The sequence below is a fragment of the Polaromonas sp. P1_G1 genome (assembly GCF_056405595.1).
Genome location: NZ_JBFUBU010000044.1, coordinates 39,255 through 55,910 on the forward strand (window position 1 = coordinate 39,255; position 16,656 = coordinate 55,910).

The window sequence follows — 16,656 nt, forward strand, 5'->3', positions numbered from 1 at the left end:
ACGGATACGGATACGGATTTTTTATAAGCAGCGCACTTACATTTTCCGGCATGCATGAATTTGCCTTCGTATTTGCCGGCTTTGCCGTAGGTTTGGTGGTGGGCCTGACCGGGGTGGGCGGCGGCTCACTGATGACGCCGCTGCTGATCTTCATTTTCGGCATCAAGCCGCACCTGGCCATAGGCACCGACCTGCTGTTCGCCGCCTTCACCAAGATGGGCGGCACGGTGAGCCTGGCGCGGGCGCGCGTGGTCGACTGGAAAATCGTCGGCCAGACCGCCGCGGGCAGCATCCCGGCCTCGCTGGCCACTCTCTATATGTTGCAGCGCCTGGGCCCGGCCAATCCGGCCACCCAGGCCATCATGACTACCACGCTGGGCCTGGCGCTGCTGCTGACGGCCGGCGCCACCTTCTACAAGGTTTTGCGCGGCAAGACCGCCCCCACCAGCATCGCCCCTGAACAAATCGTCGAGGCCACGCGCGCGCGCCACTGGGCCCTGCCCCTGCTGTTCGGCGCGGTCATCGGCACGCTGGTCACGCTGACCTCGGTCGGCGCGGGCGCCATCGGCGTGATCGTGCTGATGCTGCTTTACCCCACCCTGCCCCTGCCGCGCATCGTAGCGGCCGACATCGCCCACGCGGTGCCGCTGACGCTGGTGGCAGGCCTGGGCCACGCTTCCATCGGTTCGGTGGACTGGTCGCTGCTGATCAAGCTGCTGGCCGGCTCCCTGCCCGGCATCTGGCTGGGCTCGCACCTGGTGCACAAGACGCCGGACCGCGTGATCCGCTCGCTGCTCTCGGTGCTGCTGGCCTATGCCGGCGTGAAACTGATCTCGATCTGACTTTGATCCGGGCAGCCTGAAACTGTTTTCCCCAATAAAAATCCCACGTTTGAATCCCGACAGCCATGTACCAATACACAGAATTTGACCGAGAGTTCGTCCAGGCCCGCGCCAACCAATACCGCGACCAGCTGAGCCGCTGGCAGGCCGGCAAGCTGCCCGAAGACGAGTTCCGCCCGCTGCGCCTGCAAAACGGCTGGTATGTGCAGCGCTACGCGCCCATGCTGCGCGTGGCCGTGCCTTACGGTGAACTCTCCAGCGCGCAGGTGCGCGTGCTGGCCAGGATCGCCCGCGAATACGACCAGCCCAACGCCGCGCTGTTCAAGGAAGCGCAGGCCAAGCAGGACCAGCTCGGCCCCGTCAACCTTAAAAGCGGCCTGTCGGTCAGCTCCAAGCTGACGACCGGCTACGCCCACTTCACGACGCGCCAGAACGTGCAGTACAACTGGATCCCGCTGGACAAGTCGGCTGACGTGATGGACCTGCTGGCCAGCGTCAATATGCACGGCATCCAGACCAGCGGCAACTGCATACGCAACATCACCAGCGACGAGCGCGCCGGCATTGCCGTCGACGAGATCGCCGACCCGCGCCCCTTCGGCGAAATTCTGCGCCAGTGGAGCACGCTGCACCCCGAGTTCGCCTTCCTGCCGCGCAAATTCAAGATCGCCATCAGCGGCGCCCGCGAAGACCGCGCCGCCACGGCCTGGCATGACGTGGGCCTGCACCTGGTCCGCAACGCCGAGGGCGAGCTGGGCTTCAAGGTGCTGGTRGGCGGKGGCATGGGCCGCACGCCSGTCATCGGCACCRYGATCCGCGARTTCCTGCCCTGGAACCAGATCATGAATTACCTGGAAGCCGTGGTGCGCGTGTACAACCGCTACGGCCGGCGCGACAACATCTACAAGGCCCGCATCAAGATCCTGGTGAAGGCCGAGGGCCAGCGCTACATCGACGACGTCGAGGCCGAATACAAACAGATCCTCGAGCACGACGGCGCGCCGCACACCATCACGCAGGAAGAACTCGACCGCGTGACGGCCTCCTTCGTGCCGCCCCCCCTCAACTGCGACCGCAAGAGCGCCGACGCCAAAATCGCCAACATCCTGCGCGCCGCCGCCGAGGACGACGTGGAGTTCGGCCGCTGGCTGCAGCGCAACGTGGCACCGCACCAGAATCCCGACCTGCGCGCCGTGACGCTGTCCTTCAAGCGCCTGGGCCAGGCCCCCGGCGACGCGACGGCCGACCAGCTCGACATCGCCGCCGACCTGGCCGACCAGTTCAGCGCCGGCGAGGTGCGCGTCACGCACGACCAGAACCTGCTGCTGCCCTGGGTGCGCTGCGACGAGCTGCCCGAACTCTGGCGCGCCGCCCGCAAAGCCGGCTTTGCCAAACCCAACATCCACCTGCTGACCGACATGATCGCCTGCCCCGGCGGCGACTTCTGCTCGCTGGCCAATGCGCGCTCCATCCCCATCGCCGAGGCCATTACCGAGCGCTACCAGGACATGGACGAGCTGCACGACCTGGGCGAGATCGACCTGCACATCAGCGGTTGCATCAACTCCTGTGGCCACCACCACAGCGGCCACATCGGCATCCTGGGCGTCGACAAGGACGGCCTGGAGTGGTACCAGGTTTCGCTGGGCGGCTCCGACGGCTCCACGCTGAGCGGCGCCTCGGTGCCCGGCAAGGTCGTGGGGCCCTCGTTCACGGGCGCCGAAGTGCCCGAAGTCATTGAAGCAGTGCTGGATACCTACCGCCAGCTGCGCGAGGACGGTGAAACCTTCATCGCCACCTTCCGCCGCGTCGGCATCGAACCGTACAAGGCCGCCGCCAAGGCCGCGCGCTTTGCCCCCAACACCGTTGCGCACTGAAAGGAGCCACGATGAAACTACTGCCTTTCGCCGAACACCATGGCGCCGACCAGGCCGGCGTGCTGGTGCTTGCCAACGATAGCGATCCCTTTGAAGTCTCCTTGGACGGCATCGCGCGTATCGACCTGCATTTCCCGAAGTTCACCGACGGCCGCGCCTACAGCCAGGCTTTCCTGCTGCGCCGCCGCCGCGAGTTCAAAGGTGAAATCCGCGCCACCGGTGACGTGCTGGTGGACCAGCTGGCGCAAATGGAGCGCAGCGGCTTTGACACCGCGGTGCTGCGCGCCGACCAGGACATGGCCATCGCGCAGCGCGTGCTGGCCAGCTACCCCGGTTACAGCGCGGGCAAATACCAGGGCGATGCGGTCGACGTGCAACCCCACTTCAAGGAAGCGGCTACCGCCTGAACACCATGAGCCTCGACCTTGCAAAAATCAACGCAGAACTCGGCCACAACGCGCAGGACCTGGTGGGCTGGGCCGTGGGACTGGGCCGGCCCGCCATCGTCACCACCAATTTCCGCCCTTTCGAGGCGGTGATACTGCACATGGTGACGCGCGCCAATCCCCGCGTTCCCGTGGTCTGGATGGACAACGGCTACAACACCGAGGCCACCTACCGCTTCGCCGACGAAGTGACGAAGCTGCTCAAGCTGGACCTGCATATTTACCTGCCGCGCCGCTCACGTGCGCACCGCGAGGCCGTGGAAGGCCCGACCCCGGCGCTGGACGATCCACGCCATGCGGCCTTCACGGAAGAAGTGAAACTCGAGCCATTTGCCCGCGCCCTGCGTGATACCGCGCCCCAGGTCTGGTTCACGGCCTTGCGCGCCACCGACACCGCGGTACGCGCCCAGATGGACCCGGTCAGCGTCAACCCCGACGGCCTGATCAAGGTCGCGCCGCTGCTGCACTGGTCGTCCAAGGACCTTTACCAATACTGCGAAATCAACGGCCTGCCCAACAATTTTGACTATGTGGACCCTACCAAGGGCGAAGACAACCGCGAATGCGGCCTGCACCTTGCGCACTGACTGACCTATGAACGCCCGCACACCCTCCCACCTGCTGCCAGCCGACCCGGCGACCTCCATCGCGCGGCTGTCCAACTCCCACCTCGATGCGCTGGAAGAAGAAACCATCTTTATCCTGCGCGAAGTGGCCGCCGCTTTTGAGCGCCCGGCCCTGCTGTTTTCGGGCGGCAAGGACTCGCTGGTGATGCTCAAGTGCGCCGAAAAAGCCTTCGGCGTGGGCCGCATCCCCTACCCGCTGCTGATGATAGACACCGGCCACAACTTCCACGAAGTGACCGACTTCCGCGACCTGCGCGCGAAAGAACTGGGCGCCGAGCTGATCGTGCGCAACGTCGAGGACTCCATGAAACGCGGCACCGTGCGCCTGGCCCACCCGGGTGAGTCGCGCAATGTGCACCAGTCGGTCACGCTGCTGGAGGCGATTGATGAATTCCGCTTTGACGCGCTGATCGGCGGCGCGCGCCGCGACGAGGAAAAAGCCCGCGCCAAGGAACGCATTTTTTCGCACCGCGACAGCTTCGGCCAGTGGCAACCCAAGGCCCAGCGCCCCGAACTCTGGACGCTATTCAACACGCGGCTGCAGCCCGGCGAGCACTTTCGCGTGTTCCCGATCTCCAACTGGACCGAACTCGACGTCTGGCAGTACATCGAACGCGAAAAGATCGCGCTGCCTTCGCTTTACTACGCGCACCAGCGCAAGGTGGTGGAGCGCAAGGGCCTGCTGGTGCCGGTGACCGAGCTCACGCCCGCGCGTGACGGCGAACAAGTCGTTGAAAAGACCGTGCGTTTTCGCACCGTGGGCGACATCACCTGCACCTGCCCGGTAGACAGCCCTGCCGCGACGGCCGCCGAGATCGTGATTGAAACACTAGCCGCCGACGTGAGTGAGCGCGGCGCCACGCGCATGGACGATAAAACTTCTGACGCTTCGATGGAAAAGCGCAAGAAAGACGGATATTTCTGATGAGCACGACTGATTTGATCACCGGCGACGCCAAGCTCGCAACGGTTCCCGGCCAGAACGACCTGAAGCCGGCGCTGAAATTCATCACCTGCGGCTCGGTCGACGACGGCAAGAGCACCTTGATCGGCCGCCTGCTGGTGGACAGCCGCGCGGTGCTGCAGGACCACCTGGCCGGTGTGCAGCGCGGCGGCGAGACCGACCTGGCCCTGCTGACCGACGGGCTTTCCGCAGAACGCGAGCARGGCATCACCATCGACGTGGCCTACCGCTACTTCGCCACCGAAAGCCGCAARTTCATCATYGGCGAYGCSCCCGGCCAYGAGCAGTACACCCGMAACATGGTSACSGCCGCCWSCAGCGCCSAYGCSGCCGTGGTGCTGGTMGAYGCCACCAAGCTAGACTGGAAAAACCCCGCGCTCGAGCTGCTGCAGCAAACCCGCCGCCATTCGCTGCTGGTCAACCTGCTGCGCGTGCCGTCCATCGTGTTCGCGGTGAACAAGCTCGACGCGGTGGAAGACCCGGTGCAGGCCTTCAAGAACATCGCCGCGGCGCTGGCGGCTTTCGCCCAGGCCGCGCGCATTCCCGTCAAGGCGACCGTGCCGGTGTCGGCCCTGAAGGGCTACAACGTGGTCGATGCCAAACCAGGCTGGTGCGGCTATGAAGGCCTGTCGCTGCTGCAGCTGCTGGAGCACCTGCCCGCCACGAGCGCCGAGAGCACCGAAGCCTTTTCGTTCCCGGTGCAGTGGGTCGAGAAATTCTCGTCCTCGTCCGACACCTCGCAAGGCCGCCGCGTCTTCTGGGGGCGCGTCGCCACCGGCGGCGTTCAGCCGGGCCAGAGCGTGACCATCCTCCCCAGCGGCAAGACGGCGGTGGTGGCCCAGGTGCTGGACCACACCCGCGAGCCCAGGACCATCCTGGCCGGCCACAGCGCGGGCATCGTGCTGGACCGCGAAGTCGACGTGTCGCGCGGCGACTGGCTGCTGGCTGTGGACACTTTCGAGCCCTCGCGCGAGATCTCGGCCACCGTGGCCTGGATGGACGACGAGCCGCTGGTGGCGGGGCGCGTCTACTGGACGCTGCACGGCCACCGCTGGGTCAAGGCCAAGGTCAAGCGCATCGTGCACAAGCTCGACGTGAACACCCTGGCCGAGGAAGACGCCAGCGAGCTGCCGCCCAATGCCATTGGCCACATCGAGTTGAGCCTGCAGGAACCGCTGGCCACCCTGCCCTACGCGCGTTCGCGCATCCTGGGCTCGCTGGTTCTGGTGGACACCGCCTCGCACAGGACCTCGGGTGCCGCGCTGGTCATTTGAGCCGGTCTTCATGCGGGGCGCCCGTCGCTTCGCGTCTTTGATAACCCTGTTGGCGGAAACCTCTTAAAATCAAGGGTTTCCACCGATTAGCCTAGAAAAACATGACTCACATCGTCTCCGAATCGTGCATCCGCTGCAAATACACCGACTGTGTGGACGTCTGCCCGGTGGACTGCTTCCGTGAAGGCCCCAACATGCTGGTGATCGATCCGGACGAATGCATAGACTGCGCGGTCTGCATTCCCGAATGCCCGGTCAACGCCATCTATGCCGAGGAAGACGTTCCAGCCGACCAGCTCGCCTTCATCAAGCTCAATGTCGAATTGAGCCGCGCCGAGGGCTGGAAAAGCATTACCAAGCGCAAGGACGCCCTGCCGGACGCCGAGGAATGGAAAGACAAGACGGGCAAACTGTCCGAACTGGTCCGCTAAGCCAGCCCAGGCCCTCCCCGGGGCCGCCATGCGCTTCGCCAGGCGCCCCAGGAACCATGGAACCCCAACTGAACCAAGAAGTGATCAACACCGCAGCGCAGCACGATGGCCCCATCGAAACCGATGCGGTCATCGTGGGCGCCGGTCCGGTGGGCTTGTTCCAGGTGTTCGAGCTGGGCCTGCTGGAGATCAAGGCCCATGTGATCGATTCGCTGGCCTACCCCGGCGGCCAGTGCATAGAGCTCTACCCCGACAAGCCGATCTACGACATCCCCGCCGTGCCCATGTGCACAGGCAGGGAACTGACCGACAACCTGCTCCGGCAGATCGAGCCCTTCGGCGCGACCTTTCATTTCGGCCAGGAAGTCAGCGTGGTCGAAAAGCAGCAGGACGGCCGCTTTTTTGTCGAAACCTCCAAGGGCACGCGTTTCCTGACCAAAACCATTTTTATCGCGGCGGGTGTGGGCGCCTTCCAGCCCAAGCTGCTGCGCGTCGACGGCCTGGAGCAGTTTGACGACAGCCAGCTGTTTTACCGCGTCAAGAACCCGGCCGACTTTGCCGGCAAAAACCTGGTGGTCGTGGGCGGCGGCGATTCCGCGCTCGACTGGGCCTTGAATTTCGCCGCCGAAGGCCCGAACAAGGCCGAGAGCGTGATCCTGATCCATCGCCGTGACGGCTTCCAGGCCGCACCCGCCAGTGTGGCCAAAATGCGCGAGTTGTGCGACGCCTACGAGATGCAGTTCATCGTCGGCCAAATCACCGGCTACGAAGAAAAAGAAAGCCGCCTGACAGGTGCCAAGGTTACCGGCGCCGACGGCGTCACACGCGTGGTGCCGCTGGACGTGCTGCTGGTGTTCTTCGGCCTGTCGCCCAAGCTCGGGCCCATCGCCGGCTGGGGCCTGGACATCGAGCGCAAGCAGATCCAGGTGGACACCGAGAAGTTCTCCACCAACATTCCCGGCATCTTCGCGGTGGGCGACATCAACACCTATCCCGGCAAGAAAAAACTGATCCTCAGCGGCTTCCACGAGTGCGCATTGGCGGCCTTCGGCGCCGCGCCCTTCATCTTCCCCGACAAGAAGATCCACCTGCAATACACCACGACCAGCCCCAAATTACACAAGGTACTCGGGGTAGAGTCTCCGGTATTCGACGACTGAGCCGTTTTAATGCTCCCTGCCAAAAAGCCCGCCTCGCGCGGGCTTTTTGCCGTCAAGCCGGCGGCACGGTACCGGCCGGATCGAGCGGCGCCAGCAGCGCCTGCAAATCTTCGGGCGTAAATTTGGCCGCACCGGCCGCATCGCTGCCCAGCACCCCTTCAGCCAGGGCCGCCTTGCGCGCCTGCAACTCCAGCATGCGCTCCTCGATRCTGCCTTCGACCACAAGTTTGTAGACAAACACCGGCTGGTCCTGGCCCAGCCTGTGGGCGCGCGCCGTGGCCTGGGCCTCGACCGCGGGGTTCCACCAAGGGTCCACATGGATCACGGTGTCCGCCGCGGTGAGGTTGAGGCCGACGCCGCCGGCCTTCAGGCTGACCAGCAGGATGGGCACAGCCTTCGCCTGGAATTTGCGGACCAGCGCGCCGCGCTTTTGCGGCGAGGTGTCGCCCGTCAATGAAAGCCAGGGCAGCTGAAGTGCGTCGAGTTCGGCCTCGATCAGCGACAGCATGCCGGTGAACTGCGAAAACACCAGAACGCGCCGGCCTTCCGCGACCAATTCGGGCAGCATACCCCGCAGCAATTCGAGCTTGGCGCGCGTCATGGTCCTGACGGGCTTCACACCCTTGAGCAGGTAGGGGTCGCAGCAGACCTGGCGCAGCTTGAGCAGCGCATCCAGGATGGTGATCTGCCCGCCGGCAAAGCTGTTGCGCGCCAGCACGCGGCGCACCTGGATGTCTGCCGCCACCCGCACGCTCTCGTACAGCTCGCGCTGGCGGCCCTGCAACTGCACGCGTTTGACGACTTCGGTGCGCGCCGGCAGTTCGGCCGCGACGTCTTCCTTGCGCCGGCGCAGGATAAAGGGRCGCACGCGCTGGGCCAGCARCKSGGCGCGCAGSGTTTCGCCGTTGGTTTCTATAGGCTTGCGCCACTGGCGCGCAAAGCTGCGGGCATCGCCCAGGAAGCCGGGCATCAGGAAATCGAACTGCGTCCAGAGTTCACCCAGATGGTTCTCGAGCGGGGTTCCCGTCAGGCACAGGCGATGCCGGGCGTGCAAACGCCGCAGCGCACGCGCACTACGGCCGGCGGCATTCTTGACCCACTGGGCTTCGTCCAGGACCAGCAGGTGAAATCGCTGGCGTTCCAACGCATCCACGTCGCGCCACAGCAGCGGATAGGTCGTCAGCACCACGTCGTGTTCCGCCATGCGTGAAAACGCGGTGTCCCGGGCCGGCCCCTGCAAGACCAGCAGGCGCAAGCCGGGTGCCATGCGGGCGGCCTCGGCCTGCCAGTTGAAGACCAGCGAGGTGGGCACCACCACCAGCGAAGGCTGCGTCATGCGGCCTGCATGCTTTTCGAGCAGCAGGTGCGCCAGGGCCTGCGCGGTTTTGCCCAGGCCCATGTCGTCGGCCAGGATGCCGCCCAGTTGCTGGGCGCGCAGGTACTGCAGCCAGGCCAGGCCCTCGAGCTGGTAGGGCCGCAAGCTGACACCCAGGCCTTCCGGCGCCGGCACGGACTGCGGCTCACCCGCYTGTTTGAGTTGCCGCGCCAGCGTGCGCAGACCGGCATCGCCCTGCCACTGCCAGGCGCCCTGCAGGCCGGCGCGTCCGGCCCCGGTGTCCAATGAGTCAAGGCGCCAGGCGTCCCAAGGCGACAGCCGCAGCGGCCCCTCCCCGTGTCCGCGTTGCGGGTCGGTCAGCAAATCCAGCATGGCGCCCACAATGGCCTTGAGCAAGGCGGCCGGCGCCTCGATGCGCTTGCCACCGGGCGCGCGCAGCAGGATCACGGCCGCGTCGTCGATCGCAAAGACCTGGCGGGTATTGAGCCAGCGCTGGTCGCGCCGCAGCAGGTCGGCCAGCATGGGCGCCAGGTCCAGGGTCTGGCCGTCGACCTCCACGCCCAGCGTCAGCAACCATGAGCCTTCACGTGCCGGCAGGCCCAGCGCGGTCACGGCGGGCGCGCGGCCGCGCAGGGGCGCCGCCACCTCCTTGCCCAGCACCTCGCCGGTGTCCGGGCTGACGATGAGGCGCCAGGCGTCCACGGGCACACTCTCATGCGCAAAGCCGGGCCGGACCACGACCGCCCAGCCCTGGGCCTGCAAGGCGGGCAGCCGCTCGGCCCAGAAATCACCGAAAAAATCTTCCTGCAGCAGCGACCACAGGTGTTCATGGCCGACGGCGGCCTCCTCGCTGCGCCATTGCAAGGTGTCGGCCGGCACGGGATGAAGGCCCAGTGTCCAGAGGCTGTCCAGCGCCTCGGCCTCGGCCGCCAGGTCACGCTGCATCAGGACTTCCCTGCCCTGCGCGTCCTCCAGGGCCTGGAGGGGCGCGGCACGGCTGTTGAGCACCGTGTTGGGAGCAGGCGTTTCCCAACGCAGGCCGGCCCCGGTGGCATAGGTCCAGTCCACACGCGCCACGGTGACGCTGTCGCCGCGCGGGCCGAAGGGGCCGGCGGGTTTCATGCCCAGCAGGCCGTCGCCGCGCGTAAGGGTCTGCAACGTGAGGCGCGGGCGAAACCGGCCCGGCGCCGGGGGCTGGCGTTTCACCGCGGCCATGGCATGTGTTGGCAAAAATGCATGGGCCTGATTGTCCACGCGGCCGTGGCATGCCGGGCGTAGTCAAGACCACCGGAATGAATCCGCCTACAATTTGCGCAGTGCCCGCAAGGGCGCTTTCGCTGGGGGTGTTGCTGTGGTTCGCAAGAGCGGACGGCGGCGGCTGAGAAAGTCCCTTTGAACCTGATTGAGGTAATCCTCGCGCAGGGAAGCATGTTCCAAAGGCCCGCTGTTCTTGCGGGCTTCAGGCAGGCCGACCTCGCATTGACGACGATCGGAAACGCTGATGACCACAACTTCCACTTCCGCCGCCGGCAACACCGCGCTCGCGCCATTGCCCGCGGGCGACCGCCTGTTCGGCTGGAGCGACCATGCGGCGCTCTGGCTCAGCCTGGGCGTGGGCCTGCTGGTGATGCAGATAGGCGCCTACCTGGTGCCGGCCCTGGGCACGCAGACGGCGCTGGCGGTGATCGTCTGCGGTTCCATCCTGGGCGCAGGCCTGCTGGCCTGGACGGCCAAGATCGGCTGCGACAGCGGGCTTTCGAGCGCCGGGCTGATGCATGCCACCTACGGCAGCAGTTTCGCGCGCCTGCCGGTGCTGCTCAACATCGTGCAGCTGATAGGCTGGACCACCTTTGAGCTCGTGGTTATGCGCGACGGCACGCTGGCCATCGCACGCCAGTCCGGCGGTTTTACTGGAGTCCTGTGGCCTCTGCTGGCTACCTTGCTCTGGGGCGCGGTGCTGCTGGCGCTGCTGTCGGGCTCCATGGTCAAGCTGGTGCGCAAATTCATAGGCCGCTATGGCTTGCCGCTGGTCATCGCTTCATTGTTCTGGCTGAGCTGGCAGTTCCTCGTCAAAGCCGATGCGCAAGGATTGGCCGCGCTCTGGAACCGCCCCGGCACAGGCGGCATGAGCACGCTCTCCGCATTGGACCTGGTGATCGCGATGCCGGTCTCGTGGCTGCCGCTGGTGGCGGATTTCGCGCGCCATGGGCGTGACGGCAAGAGCGCACTGCGCGGCACCTGGCTGGGTTATGCCATCGCCAATATCTGGTGTTACGCGCTGGGCGTGCTGGTGGCCGTCACCACACCCAGTACCGACCTGGTCGCGGCGCTGCTGCTGGCGCAGGGCGGGCTGATCGCGCTGGGACTGATTTTGATCGACGAGGTCGACAACGCTTACGGCGACCTGTACTCGGGCTCGGTGGCGGGCCACAGCCTGAAGCCGGCCTGGAGCGTGCGCCGCTGGGGCGTGGGCTTGGCCCTGCTGTGCACCGCGCTGGCGCTGGTGCTGCCCATGCACAGCCTGGAGCCGTTTTTGCTGATGCTCAGCTCGGTGTTCGTGCCCCTGTACGGCGTGATTCTGGCGCGGCTGGCCGGCACGGCCAATATCGCCTCGCTGGTGGCCGGGTGCAAGGTGAACACCAGTGCCGTCGCGATCTGGCTGCTGGGCATTGCCTGCTACCACCTGTGCGCGAAGTTCGCGCCCGACTGGGGCGCTGCGCTGCCGACGCTGGTATTGACTTTTGCCTTGGCGCGATTCACCCGCGCCAACTCCCTGGGAGTTACCGCAGCGGCTTGAGCCGCATCGCGATGGGCGCGTAGCCGTGGTTCAGCGGCCCGCTGCCCGCGCCTGTGCGCACCCTGGCGCCGGCCGCCATCGCCCCGCGCACAAAGTCGCGCGCCAGCTGCACGGCCTCCAGCAGGGGTTTCCCGAGCGCCAGGTGTGCGGCAATCGCGGACGACAGCGTGCAACCGGTCCCGTGGGTGTTGGGGCTGGGAATGCGCGGCCCGCGCATCCAGTGCAGTTCGCCGCTTTGCGTCGCCAGCAGGTCGCTCACCACGTCGCCGGGCAAGTGCCCGCCCTTGAGCAGCACGGCGCGTGCGCCTTTGGCCAATAGTTCCTGCGCCGCGGCTTGCATAGCCTCTTCGTTCGTCAGCGGCCGGCCGACCAGCAGCGAAGCTTCATCGAGATTGGGAGTGATCAGGACGGCGCGCGGAAACAGCTCGCGCACCAGGACGGCAATCGCCGGGTTGTCGATCAGCACCGCGCCGCTGGTCGCGACCATGACCGGGTCCAGCACCACGTTCGGCAGTGCGTGGCGGTCAATCGCCTCGGCCACCGTCAACACGATGTCGGGCGCATGCAGCATGCCTATCTTCACCGCGTCCGCGCCTATATCTTCGATGACGGCATCTATCTGGTCGCGCAGCATTTGCGGCGGCACGCCGTGGATGGCGCGCACCCCGCGCGTGTTCTGGGCCGTCAGCGCGGTGATGGCCGTCATGCCGTAGCAGCCCAGCGCGGCAAAGGTCTTGAGGTCGGCCTGGATGCCGGCCCCGCCGCCGCTGTCGGATCCCGCGATGCTCAGCACGCGGGGGTATTCGTGGTCAAAAAGAGAGTCCGTCATTCGTTTGTCCATGGCCTCAAGCTGGGTTGGGGTGCGCCAGCTACATCATGTGTACTGCGTGACTGGTCGCGCCGATGAAGGCTATGCGCGGTCGATTATCGCGGCATGACCCACAAGTTATGGGAGCGCTCGTCTCCTCGGCGGGACTGCGGCCATCGCGATGCGCTCCGATTGATATCACGAATGCCGAGAACATGCATGTTTTTTTTGCGGGCACAGCTTGCTTCCCGTCGTGAAGCCGCGACAGGAAACATAGAATGAACCTCCTCCAGGCTTTGCGTTATGCTTTTCAAAGTTTGTTCGCAACTCCCCTCCAGATAGCTGGCCGCACTTAGAGTCCAAACTTATGAGTCAAACCCCGGTTCACGAATTTCACAATCCCGACCTTCTGGATATTATTCCTTGGGGAGCCAAAAAGTTGATTGAAGTGGGATGCAGTTCGGGCGCCCTGGCAAGGGAGTTCAAGAAACTATCGCCAAGCTGCCACTACCTTGGCATTGAGATAGATCCAGCCTACGCAGAACTTGCACAGCGCTACTGTGACCAAAGCCAGGTCCTTGACATCGAAACCGCAGGCGATGCTTTCTGGAAGGAAAATGCAGACAGGGACTGCTGGATCTTCGGTGACACGCTCGAGCACCTCAGGGACCCCTGGAAGGTCCTGCGCCAGGTTCGCAGCGTCATGCCGAAAAACGCGTGCATTGCCGCTTGCATTCCCAATGTGCAGCACTGGTCCTTGCAAGCCAAATTGAGCATTGGCGATTTTCGCTACGAAGACACCGGCCTTCTGGACAGAACCCATTTGCGGTTTTTCTCCAGGCAGACTATTCTGGAAATGTTCCATGACACCGGGTTTACCGTCACCGCCTGTATACCCAGGATCTTTGCGGACCCTAGCAGGGAGCAGTTTCTGCCCCTCATTGGAGAGCTTGCAAGGCTGACAGGCGCCGACCCGCAAATGGCGGTGAACGATGCAATGCCGGGGCAATACGTTATCAGCGCCATACCCCGATAACTGGCCGTGGTGCCTTCAAATCAGGAAACGGCTAAGCCCAGACTTTCCACATTTGTGCGTGGGTGACATTTCGATAGTTGGACTGCTCGCATATGCCGTCACTCGTTTCTTCGGGCAGGTGATCCTTGTATTTTTCCCGGAATTTACCCGCATAGGTCTTATAACTGCCCGCGAAATCTCCGACGGATTTATGGGCAAGCAAGATGTCCTTGCACACGGCTAAGCTGAAGCCGTGCAAAAAAGCAGCATACGTAAAGTCCGTGTCGTACACATGAAAGCCGTCAAACGTTTCTTCATCGAAACGTATCGACTCGACGACACGGCGATTGGCGGCGATAAAAACCCCGTCCAATGCCTGGACACCGCCAATCTGCGTCACCTCCGGGCCACCCCACATCGACACATGAAAAAGATCACTCGGCCATGCCTTGGTAGCGGGATAGGCGACCGCGCCGCAGATATAAGGGTCACCGCTGCTCATCCATCGACTGTCCTTCAGCCGAACCGTGCCGCTACATCCGATGACATCAAAGGTTCGCAAATGCTCGCGAACCAGGCTGACAAAATTCAGTGAAATGATCTCAATGTCATCATGGCAAAAAATCAGAATCTCGCCCCGGCTTTTCGCAACACCCCTGTTGTAACCCTCGCACAAGGACTTGGCATCATGGATGCCGATCACCTCATACGGTGAATCACCAAAACGCTCCTTGAGATTGGCGCAGACCAGTTCATATTTGACTGGATCGATGCTGCAGATGATGACGGAGATCAAGGAGTTCGTCTTCGCCTCACTACGTCCAACACCAGCGCCAGCGGTGGCTGGGGCTTGGCGATTTCTTGCACGATGGGCAATCGCAAGAAAAACTCCCCCTATGAGGCAAAGTCCGGCGAGGATGACTGCACCAACCAGGTACTTTTGCCAAAGCAACCATGAAGCCAGTGCGAGTGCGCAACAGGCCAGGGATATTCCATAAGTGATTTTGCGACTTACCTGGGCCTGGCTCGGAGTGTCGATCTGGTTGAGTTGCATAGTGAGGCATGAGGTTATCACCAATGAGAACGTCACTCGGCCCTCGGCGCCGGGCAGTGCCCTGCACCTCCACGCTCGCTACTGCGATGCTTCGACCAACAAGAAGCCATTGGAGGAAATGCCTCGGGCTTAAAAAATGCAAAAAATGACGCTATAATCTAAGGCTGTATTCCTCAATAGCTCAGTTGGTAGAGCGCCGGACTGTTAATCCGTAGGTCCCTGGTTCGAGCCCAGGTTGAGGAGCCAGTTAATTCCGAAAATGGGCACTCTTGTAGTGCCCATTTTTTTTGCGCCGCCGGGCCCCGCAAAACCTGAGCATCAGGCCACGCCATCGCTCGCCGGCCTTGCCACCAAAATCCGCTCAGCTACCATGGCGCATGCCCTTCCCGGCCCGCCGTTTCATGCCGATGCGCTTTTAAGCCATGGGAAAACTACCACGTCCCGTGCCCTGGCTTGCCCCCGGTGAAAGCTTTCCACCGCTGGAAGAAGCCTGGGGCCATCACGACCCCGCCCCCGGCCTGCTGGCGGCGGGCGCCGCGCTGGATGTACCCACACTGATCGAGGCTTATTCCCACGGCATCTTCCCGTGGTTCAGCCTGGGCCAGCCCCCTCTCTGGTGGAGTCCCGATCCCCGCATGGTCTTGCAGACCCGGCATTTCAAACTGCATCGCTCGCTGCGCAAAACGCTGGCCCGCTTTGAGGAGCAGCCCGCTTGCGAAATTCGCTTTGACAGCGCCTTCGAGCGCGTGATAAATGCCTGCGCGAGCAAGCCGCGCGCCGGACAGCCAGGCACCTGGATTGTTCCCGACATGGTGCAGGCTTACACAAGCCTTCACAGGGCGGGCCATGCCCACAGCGTGGAAACCTGGGTGGACGGCGAACTGGCCGGCGGCCTTTATTGCGTCAACCTGGGCCGCATGGTGTTCGGCGAATCGATGTTCGCCCACCAGACCGATGCCTCCAAGATCGCGCTGGCGGCACTCGTTGCTTTTTGCCGCGCCCAGGAGATGGCCATGATCGATTGCCAGCAAAATACCCGGCATCTGGCTTCACTGGGGGCGGGCGAAATCACCCGACAGGAATTTGTCTCCCACCTTGCCTGGAACGTGGACAAAACCGCTCCCCTTTGGGAGTTCAAACCCGTATACTGGAATCAGCTTCTGACGACGGGAATGACAGACCTACCGTGACGCACCTCAAAGACCTGCCCCTGCAAACCTTGCAGYTTTATGCAACGGCCCCCTATCCCTGCAGCTATCTGCCAGGCAAACAGGCCCGCTCGCAGGTCGCGACGCCCAGCCACCTGATTCACAACGACGCTTACTCGGACCTGGTGACCAACGGCTTCCGGCGCAGCGGCATGTTCACCTACCGCCCCTATTGCGACGGCTGCCAGGCTTGCGTGCCGCTGAGGGTGCCCGTCGAGCTCTTCAGCCCGGACCGCAGCCAGCGCCGCGCCTGGAACCGGCATCACACGCTGCACGCCCGCATCCTCAAGCTCTGCTTCATGCCCGAGCATTACCAGCTCTACCTGCGCTACCAGAACGGCCGCCATGCGGGCGGCGGCATGGACCATGACAGCATCGACCAGTACACGCAGTTCCTGCTGCAAAGCCGGGTCAATTCACGCCTGGTGGAATTCCGCGAAACCCTGCCCAACGGCGAGCCGGGTGCGCTCAAGATGGTCTCTATCCTGGACGTCCTGGAAGACGGCATTTCGGCGGTCTACACCTTTTATGAGCCGGACACCCGCGCGAGCTACGGCAACTACAGCGTGCTCTGGCAAATCGAGCAGGCGCGGCGCCTGGAACTGCCTTACGTTTATCTGGGCTACTGGATCGCCGAAAGCCCGAAGATGAACTACAAGGCGGGGTTCAAACCCAATGAAGTGCTGATGGACGGCCGCTGGGTGCTGTCCTCAACGCCTTCCGCCACCACATCAGAGGGCAGCACCGGCCCCACTTAAGCCCGGGTCTCCGCGAGCGTCACCAGACGCTTTTRCATTTCACAGGGTAAAATTTGCAGC

Annotated in this window: 15 protein-coding genes, 1 tRNA gene and 1 riboswitch; of the genes, 13 read left to right on the plus strand and 3 right to left on the minus strand. The window is 63.9% G+C overall.

The genetic code is table 11. The annotated features are described in order from the left end of the window. Positions 1-50 precede the first annotated feature (50 nt). The 8 genes from AC1D1Y_RS20450 (at position 51) to AC1D1Y_RS20485 (ending at position 7,620) form a co-directional block, all read left to right on the plus strand. On the plus strand, positions 51-842 hold the full coding sequence (locus AC1D1Y_RS20450) for a sulfite exporter TauE/SafE family protein (protein ID WP_477683954.1): 792 nt from the start codon (positions 51-53) through the stop codon (positions 840-842). Between the two features lie 65 nt (positions 843-907). Next, the gene (locus tag AC1D1Y_RS20455) at positions 908-2,719 is read left to right on the plus strand and encodes a nitrite/sulfite reductase (RefSeq protein ID WP_477683955.1); all 1,812 of its coding nucleotides are present in this window, start codon (positions 908-910) and stop codon (positions 2,717-2,719) included. 11 nt (positions 2,720-2,730) lie between these two features. Beyond that, the gene (locus tag AC1D1Y_RS20460; RefSeq protein WP_477683956.1) at positions 2,731-3,126 is read left to right on the plus strand and encodes a DUF934 domain-containing protein; all 396 of its coding nucleotides are present in this window, start codon (positions 2,731-2,733) and stop codon (positions 3,124-3,126) included. Positions 3,127-3,131: 5 nt separating this feature from the next. Beyond that, the gene (locus tag AC1D1Y_RS20465) at positions 3,132-3,752 is read left to right on the plus strand and encodes a phosphoadenosine phosphosulfate reductase domain-containing protein (RefSeq protein WP_477683957.1); all 621 of its coding nucleotides are present in this window, start codon (positions 3,132-3,134) and stop codon (positions 3,750-3,752) included. Between the two features lie 7 nt (positions 3,753-3,759). Continuing rightward, positions 3,760-4,716 (plus strand): sulfate adenylyltransferase subunit CysD, encoded by a 957-nt coding sequence (cysD, locus tag AC1D1Y_RS20470; protein WP_477651623.1) that lies wholly within the window; start codon positions 3,760-3,762, stop codon positions 4,714-4,716. Further along, the gene (locus AC1D1Y_RS20475; RefSeq protein WP_477683958.1) at positions 4,716-6,029 is read left to right on the plus strand and encodes a GTP-binding protein; all 1,314 of its coding nucleotides are present in this window, start codon (positions 4,716-4,718) and stop codon (positions 6,027-6,029) included. Before cysD ends, AC1D1Y_RS20475 begins: the two co-directional genes overlap by 1 nt. Positions 6,030-6,130: 101 nt before the next feature. Continuing rightward, complete coding sequence (gene fdxA, locus AC1D1Y_RS20480; RefSeq protein WP_477651621.1) at positions 6,131-6,460, plus strand: ferredoxin FdxA; 330 nt, start codon at positions 6,131-6,133, stop codon at positions 6,458-6,460. A 56-nt stretch (positions 6,461-6,516) separates the two neighbouring features. Further along, positions 6,517-7,620, plus strand: a complete 1,104-nt coding sequence (locus AC1D1Y_RS20485) for an NAD(P)/FAD-dependent oxidoreductase (RefSeq protein WP_477683959.1) — start codon at positions 6,517-6,519, stop codon at positions 7,618-7,620. A gap of 52 nt (positions 7,621-7,672) precedes the next feature. On the opposite strand, the gene AC1D1Y_RS20490 is transcribed toward AC1D1Y_RS20485, so the two are convergent. Next, complete coding sequence (locus tag AC1D1Y_RS20490) at positions 7,673-10,171, minus strand: DEAD/DEAH box helicase (protein ID WP_477683960.1); 2,499 nt, start codon at positions 10,169-10,171, stop codon at positions 7,673-7,675. Between the two features lie 114 nt (positions 10,172-10,285). Next, positions 10,286-10,398, plus strand: a riboswitch (TPP riboswitch). Positions 10,399-10,457: 59 nt separating this feature from the next. On the opposite strand from AC1D1Y_RS20490, the gene AC1D1Y_RS20495 reads away from it, so the two are divergent. Continuing rightward, positions 10,458-11,753 (plus strand): purine-cytosine permease family protein, encoded by a 1,296-nt coding sequence (locus AC1D1Y_RS20495; protein WP_477683961.1) that lies wholly within the window; start codon positions 10,458-10,460, stop codon positions 11,751-11,753. On the opposite strand, the gene thiD is transcribed toward AC1D1Y_RS20495, so the two are convergent. Beyond that, positions 11,737-12,582, minus strand: coding sequence for a bifunctional hydroxymethylpyrimidine kinase/phosphomethylpyrimidine kinase (gene thiD / locus AC1D1Y_RS20500; RefSeq protein WP_477683962.1), 846 nt, complete (start codon positions 12,580-12,582; stop codon positions 11,737-11,739). The genes AC1D1Y_RS20495 and thiD overlap by 17 nt on opposite strands. Positions 12,583-12,928: 346 nt before the next feature. On the opposite strand from thiD, the gene AC1D1Y_RS20505 reads away from it, so the two are divergent. Next, positions 12,929-13,597, plus strand: a complete 669-nt coding sequence (locus tag AC1D1Y_RS20505) for a class I SAM-dependent methyltransferase (RefSeq protein ID WP_477683963.1) — start codon at positions 12,929-12,931, stop codon at positions 13,595-13,597. 31 nt (positions 13,598-13,628) lie between these two features. Here the strand turns inward: AC1D1Y_RS20505 and AC1D1Y_RS20510 are convergent, their stop codons facing one another. Continuing rightward, the gene (locus AC1D1Y_RS20510; RefSeq protein ID WP_477683964.1) at positions 13,629-14,630 is read right to left on the minus strand and encodes a glycosyltransferase; all 1,002 of its coding nucleotides are present in this window, start codon (positions 14,628-14,630) and stop codon (positions 13,629-13,631) included. A 170-nt stretch (positions 14,631-14,800) separates the two neighbouring features. Here AC1D1Y_RS20510 and AC1D1Y_RS20515 point away from each other — a divergent pair. The 3 genes from AC1D1Y_RS20515 to AC1D1Y_RS20525 all read left to right on the plus strand — a co-directional run bounded on the left by AC1D1Y_RS20515 (position 14,801) and on the right by AC1D1Y_RS20525 (position 16,596). Continuing rightward, positions 14,801-14,876, plus strand: a tRNA-Asn gene (locus AC1D1Y_RS20515). Between the two features lie 176 nt (positions 14,877-15,052). Then, a complete protein-coding gene (aat, locus tag AC1D1Y_RS20520; protein WP_477683965.1) occupies positions 15,053-15,820 on the plus strand; it encodes a leucyl/phenylalanyl-tRNA--protein transferase in 768 nt (255 codons plus the stop codon). After that, positions 15,817-16,596: an arginyltransferase gene (locus AC1D1Y_RS20525; protein WP_477683966.1), complete on the plus strand. Its 780-nt coding sequence runs from the start codon at positions 15,817-15,819 to the stop codon at positions 16,594-16,596. The genes aat and AC1D1Y_RS20525 overlap by 4 nt, the downstream gene beginning before the upstream one ends. Positions 16,597-16,656: the final 60 nt, after the last annotated feature.

Bases quoted from the DNA above. Each gene is read 5' to 3' on its own strand.
- AC1D1Y_RS20450 (WP_477683954.1), top strand. From the start codon at position 51: ATGCATGAATTTGCCTTCGTATTTGCCGGCTTTGCCGTAGGTTTGGTG.
- AC1D1Y_RS20460 (WP_477683956.1), top strand. From the start codon at position 2,731: ATGAAACTACTGCCTTTCGCCGAACACCATGGCGCCGACCAGGCCGGC.
- AC1D1Y_RS20465 (WP_477683957.1), top strand. From the start codon at position 3,132: ATGAGCCTCGACCTTGCAAAAATCAACGCAGAACTCGGCCACAACGCG.
- cysD (WP_477651623.1), top strand. From the start codon at position 3,760: ATGAACGCCCGCACACCCTCCCACCTGCTGCCAGCCGACCCGGCGACC.
- fdxA (WP_477651621.1), top strand. From the start codon at position 6,131: ATGACTCACATCGTCTCCGAATCGTGCATCCGCTGCAAATACACCGAC.
- AC1D1Y_RS20485 (WP_477683959.1), top strand. From the start codon at position 6,517: ATGGAACCCCAACTGAACCAAGAAGTGATCAACACCGCAGCGCAGCAC.
- AC1D1Y_RS20495 (WP_477683961.1), top strand. From the start codon at position 10,458: ATGACCACAACTTCCACTTCCGCCGCCGGCAACACCGCGCTCGCGCCA.
- thiD (WP_477683962.1), bottom strand. From the start codon at position 12,582: ATGACGGACTCTCTTTTTGACCACGAATACCCCCGCGTGCTGAGCATC.
- AC1D1Y_RS20505 (WP_477683963.1), top strand. From the start codon at position 12,929: ATGAGTCAAACCCCGGTTCACGAATTTCACAATCCCGACCTTCTGGAT.
- AC1D1Y_RS20510 (WP_477683964.1), bottom strand. From the start codon at position 14,630: ATGCAACTCAACCAGATCGACACTCCGAGCCAGGCCCAGGTAAGTCGC.
- aat (WP_477683965.1), top strand. From the start codon at position 15,053: ATGGGAAAACTACCACGTCCCGTGCCCTGGCTTGCCCCCGGTGAAAGC.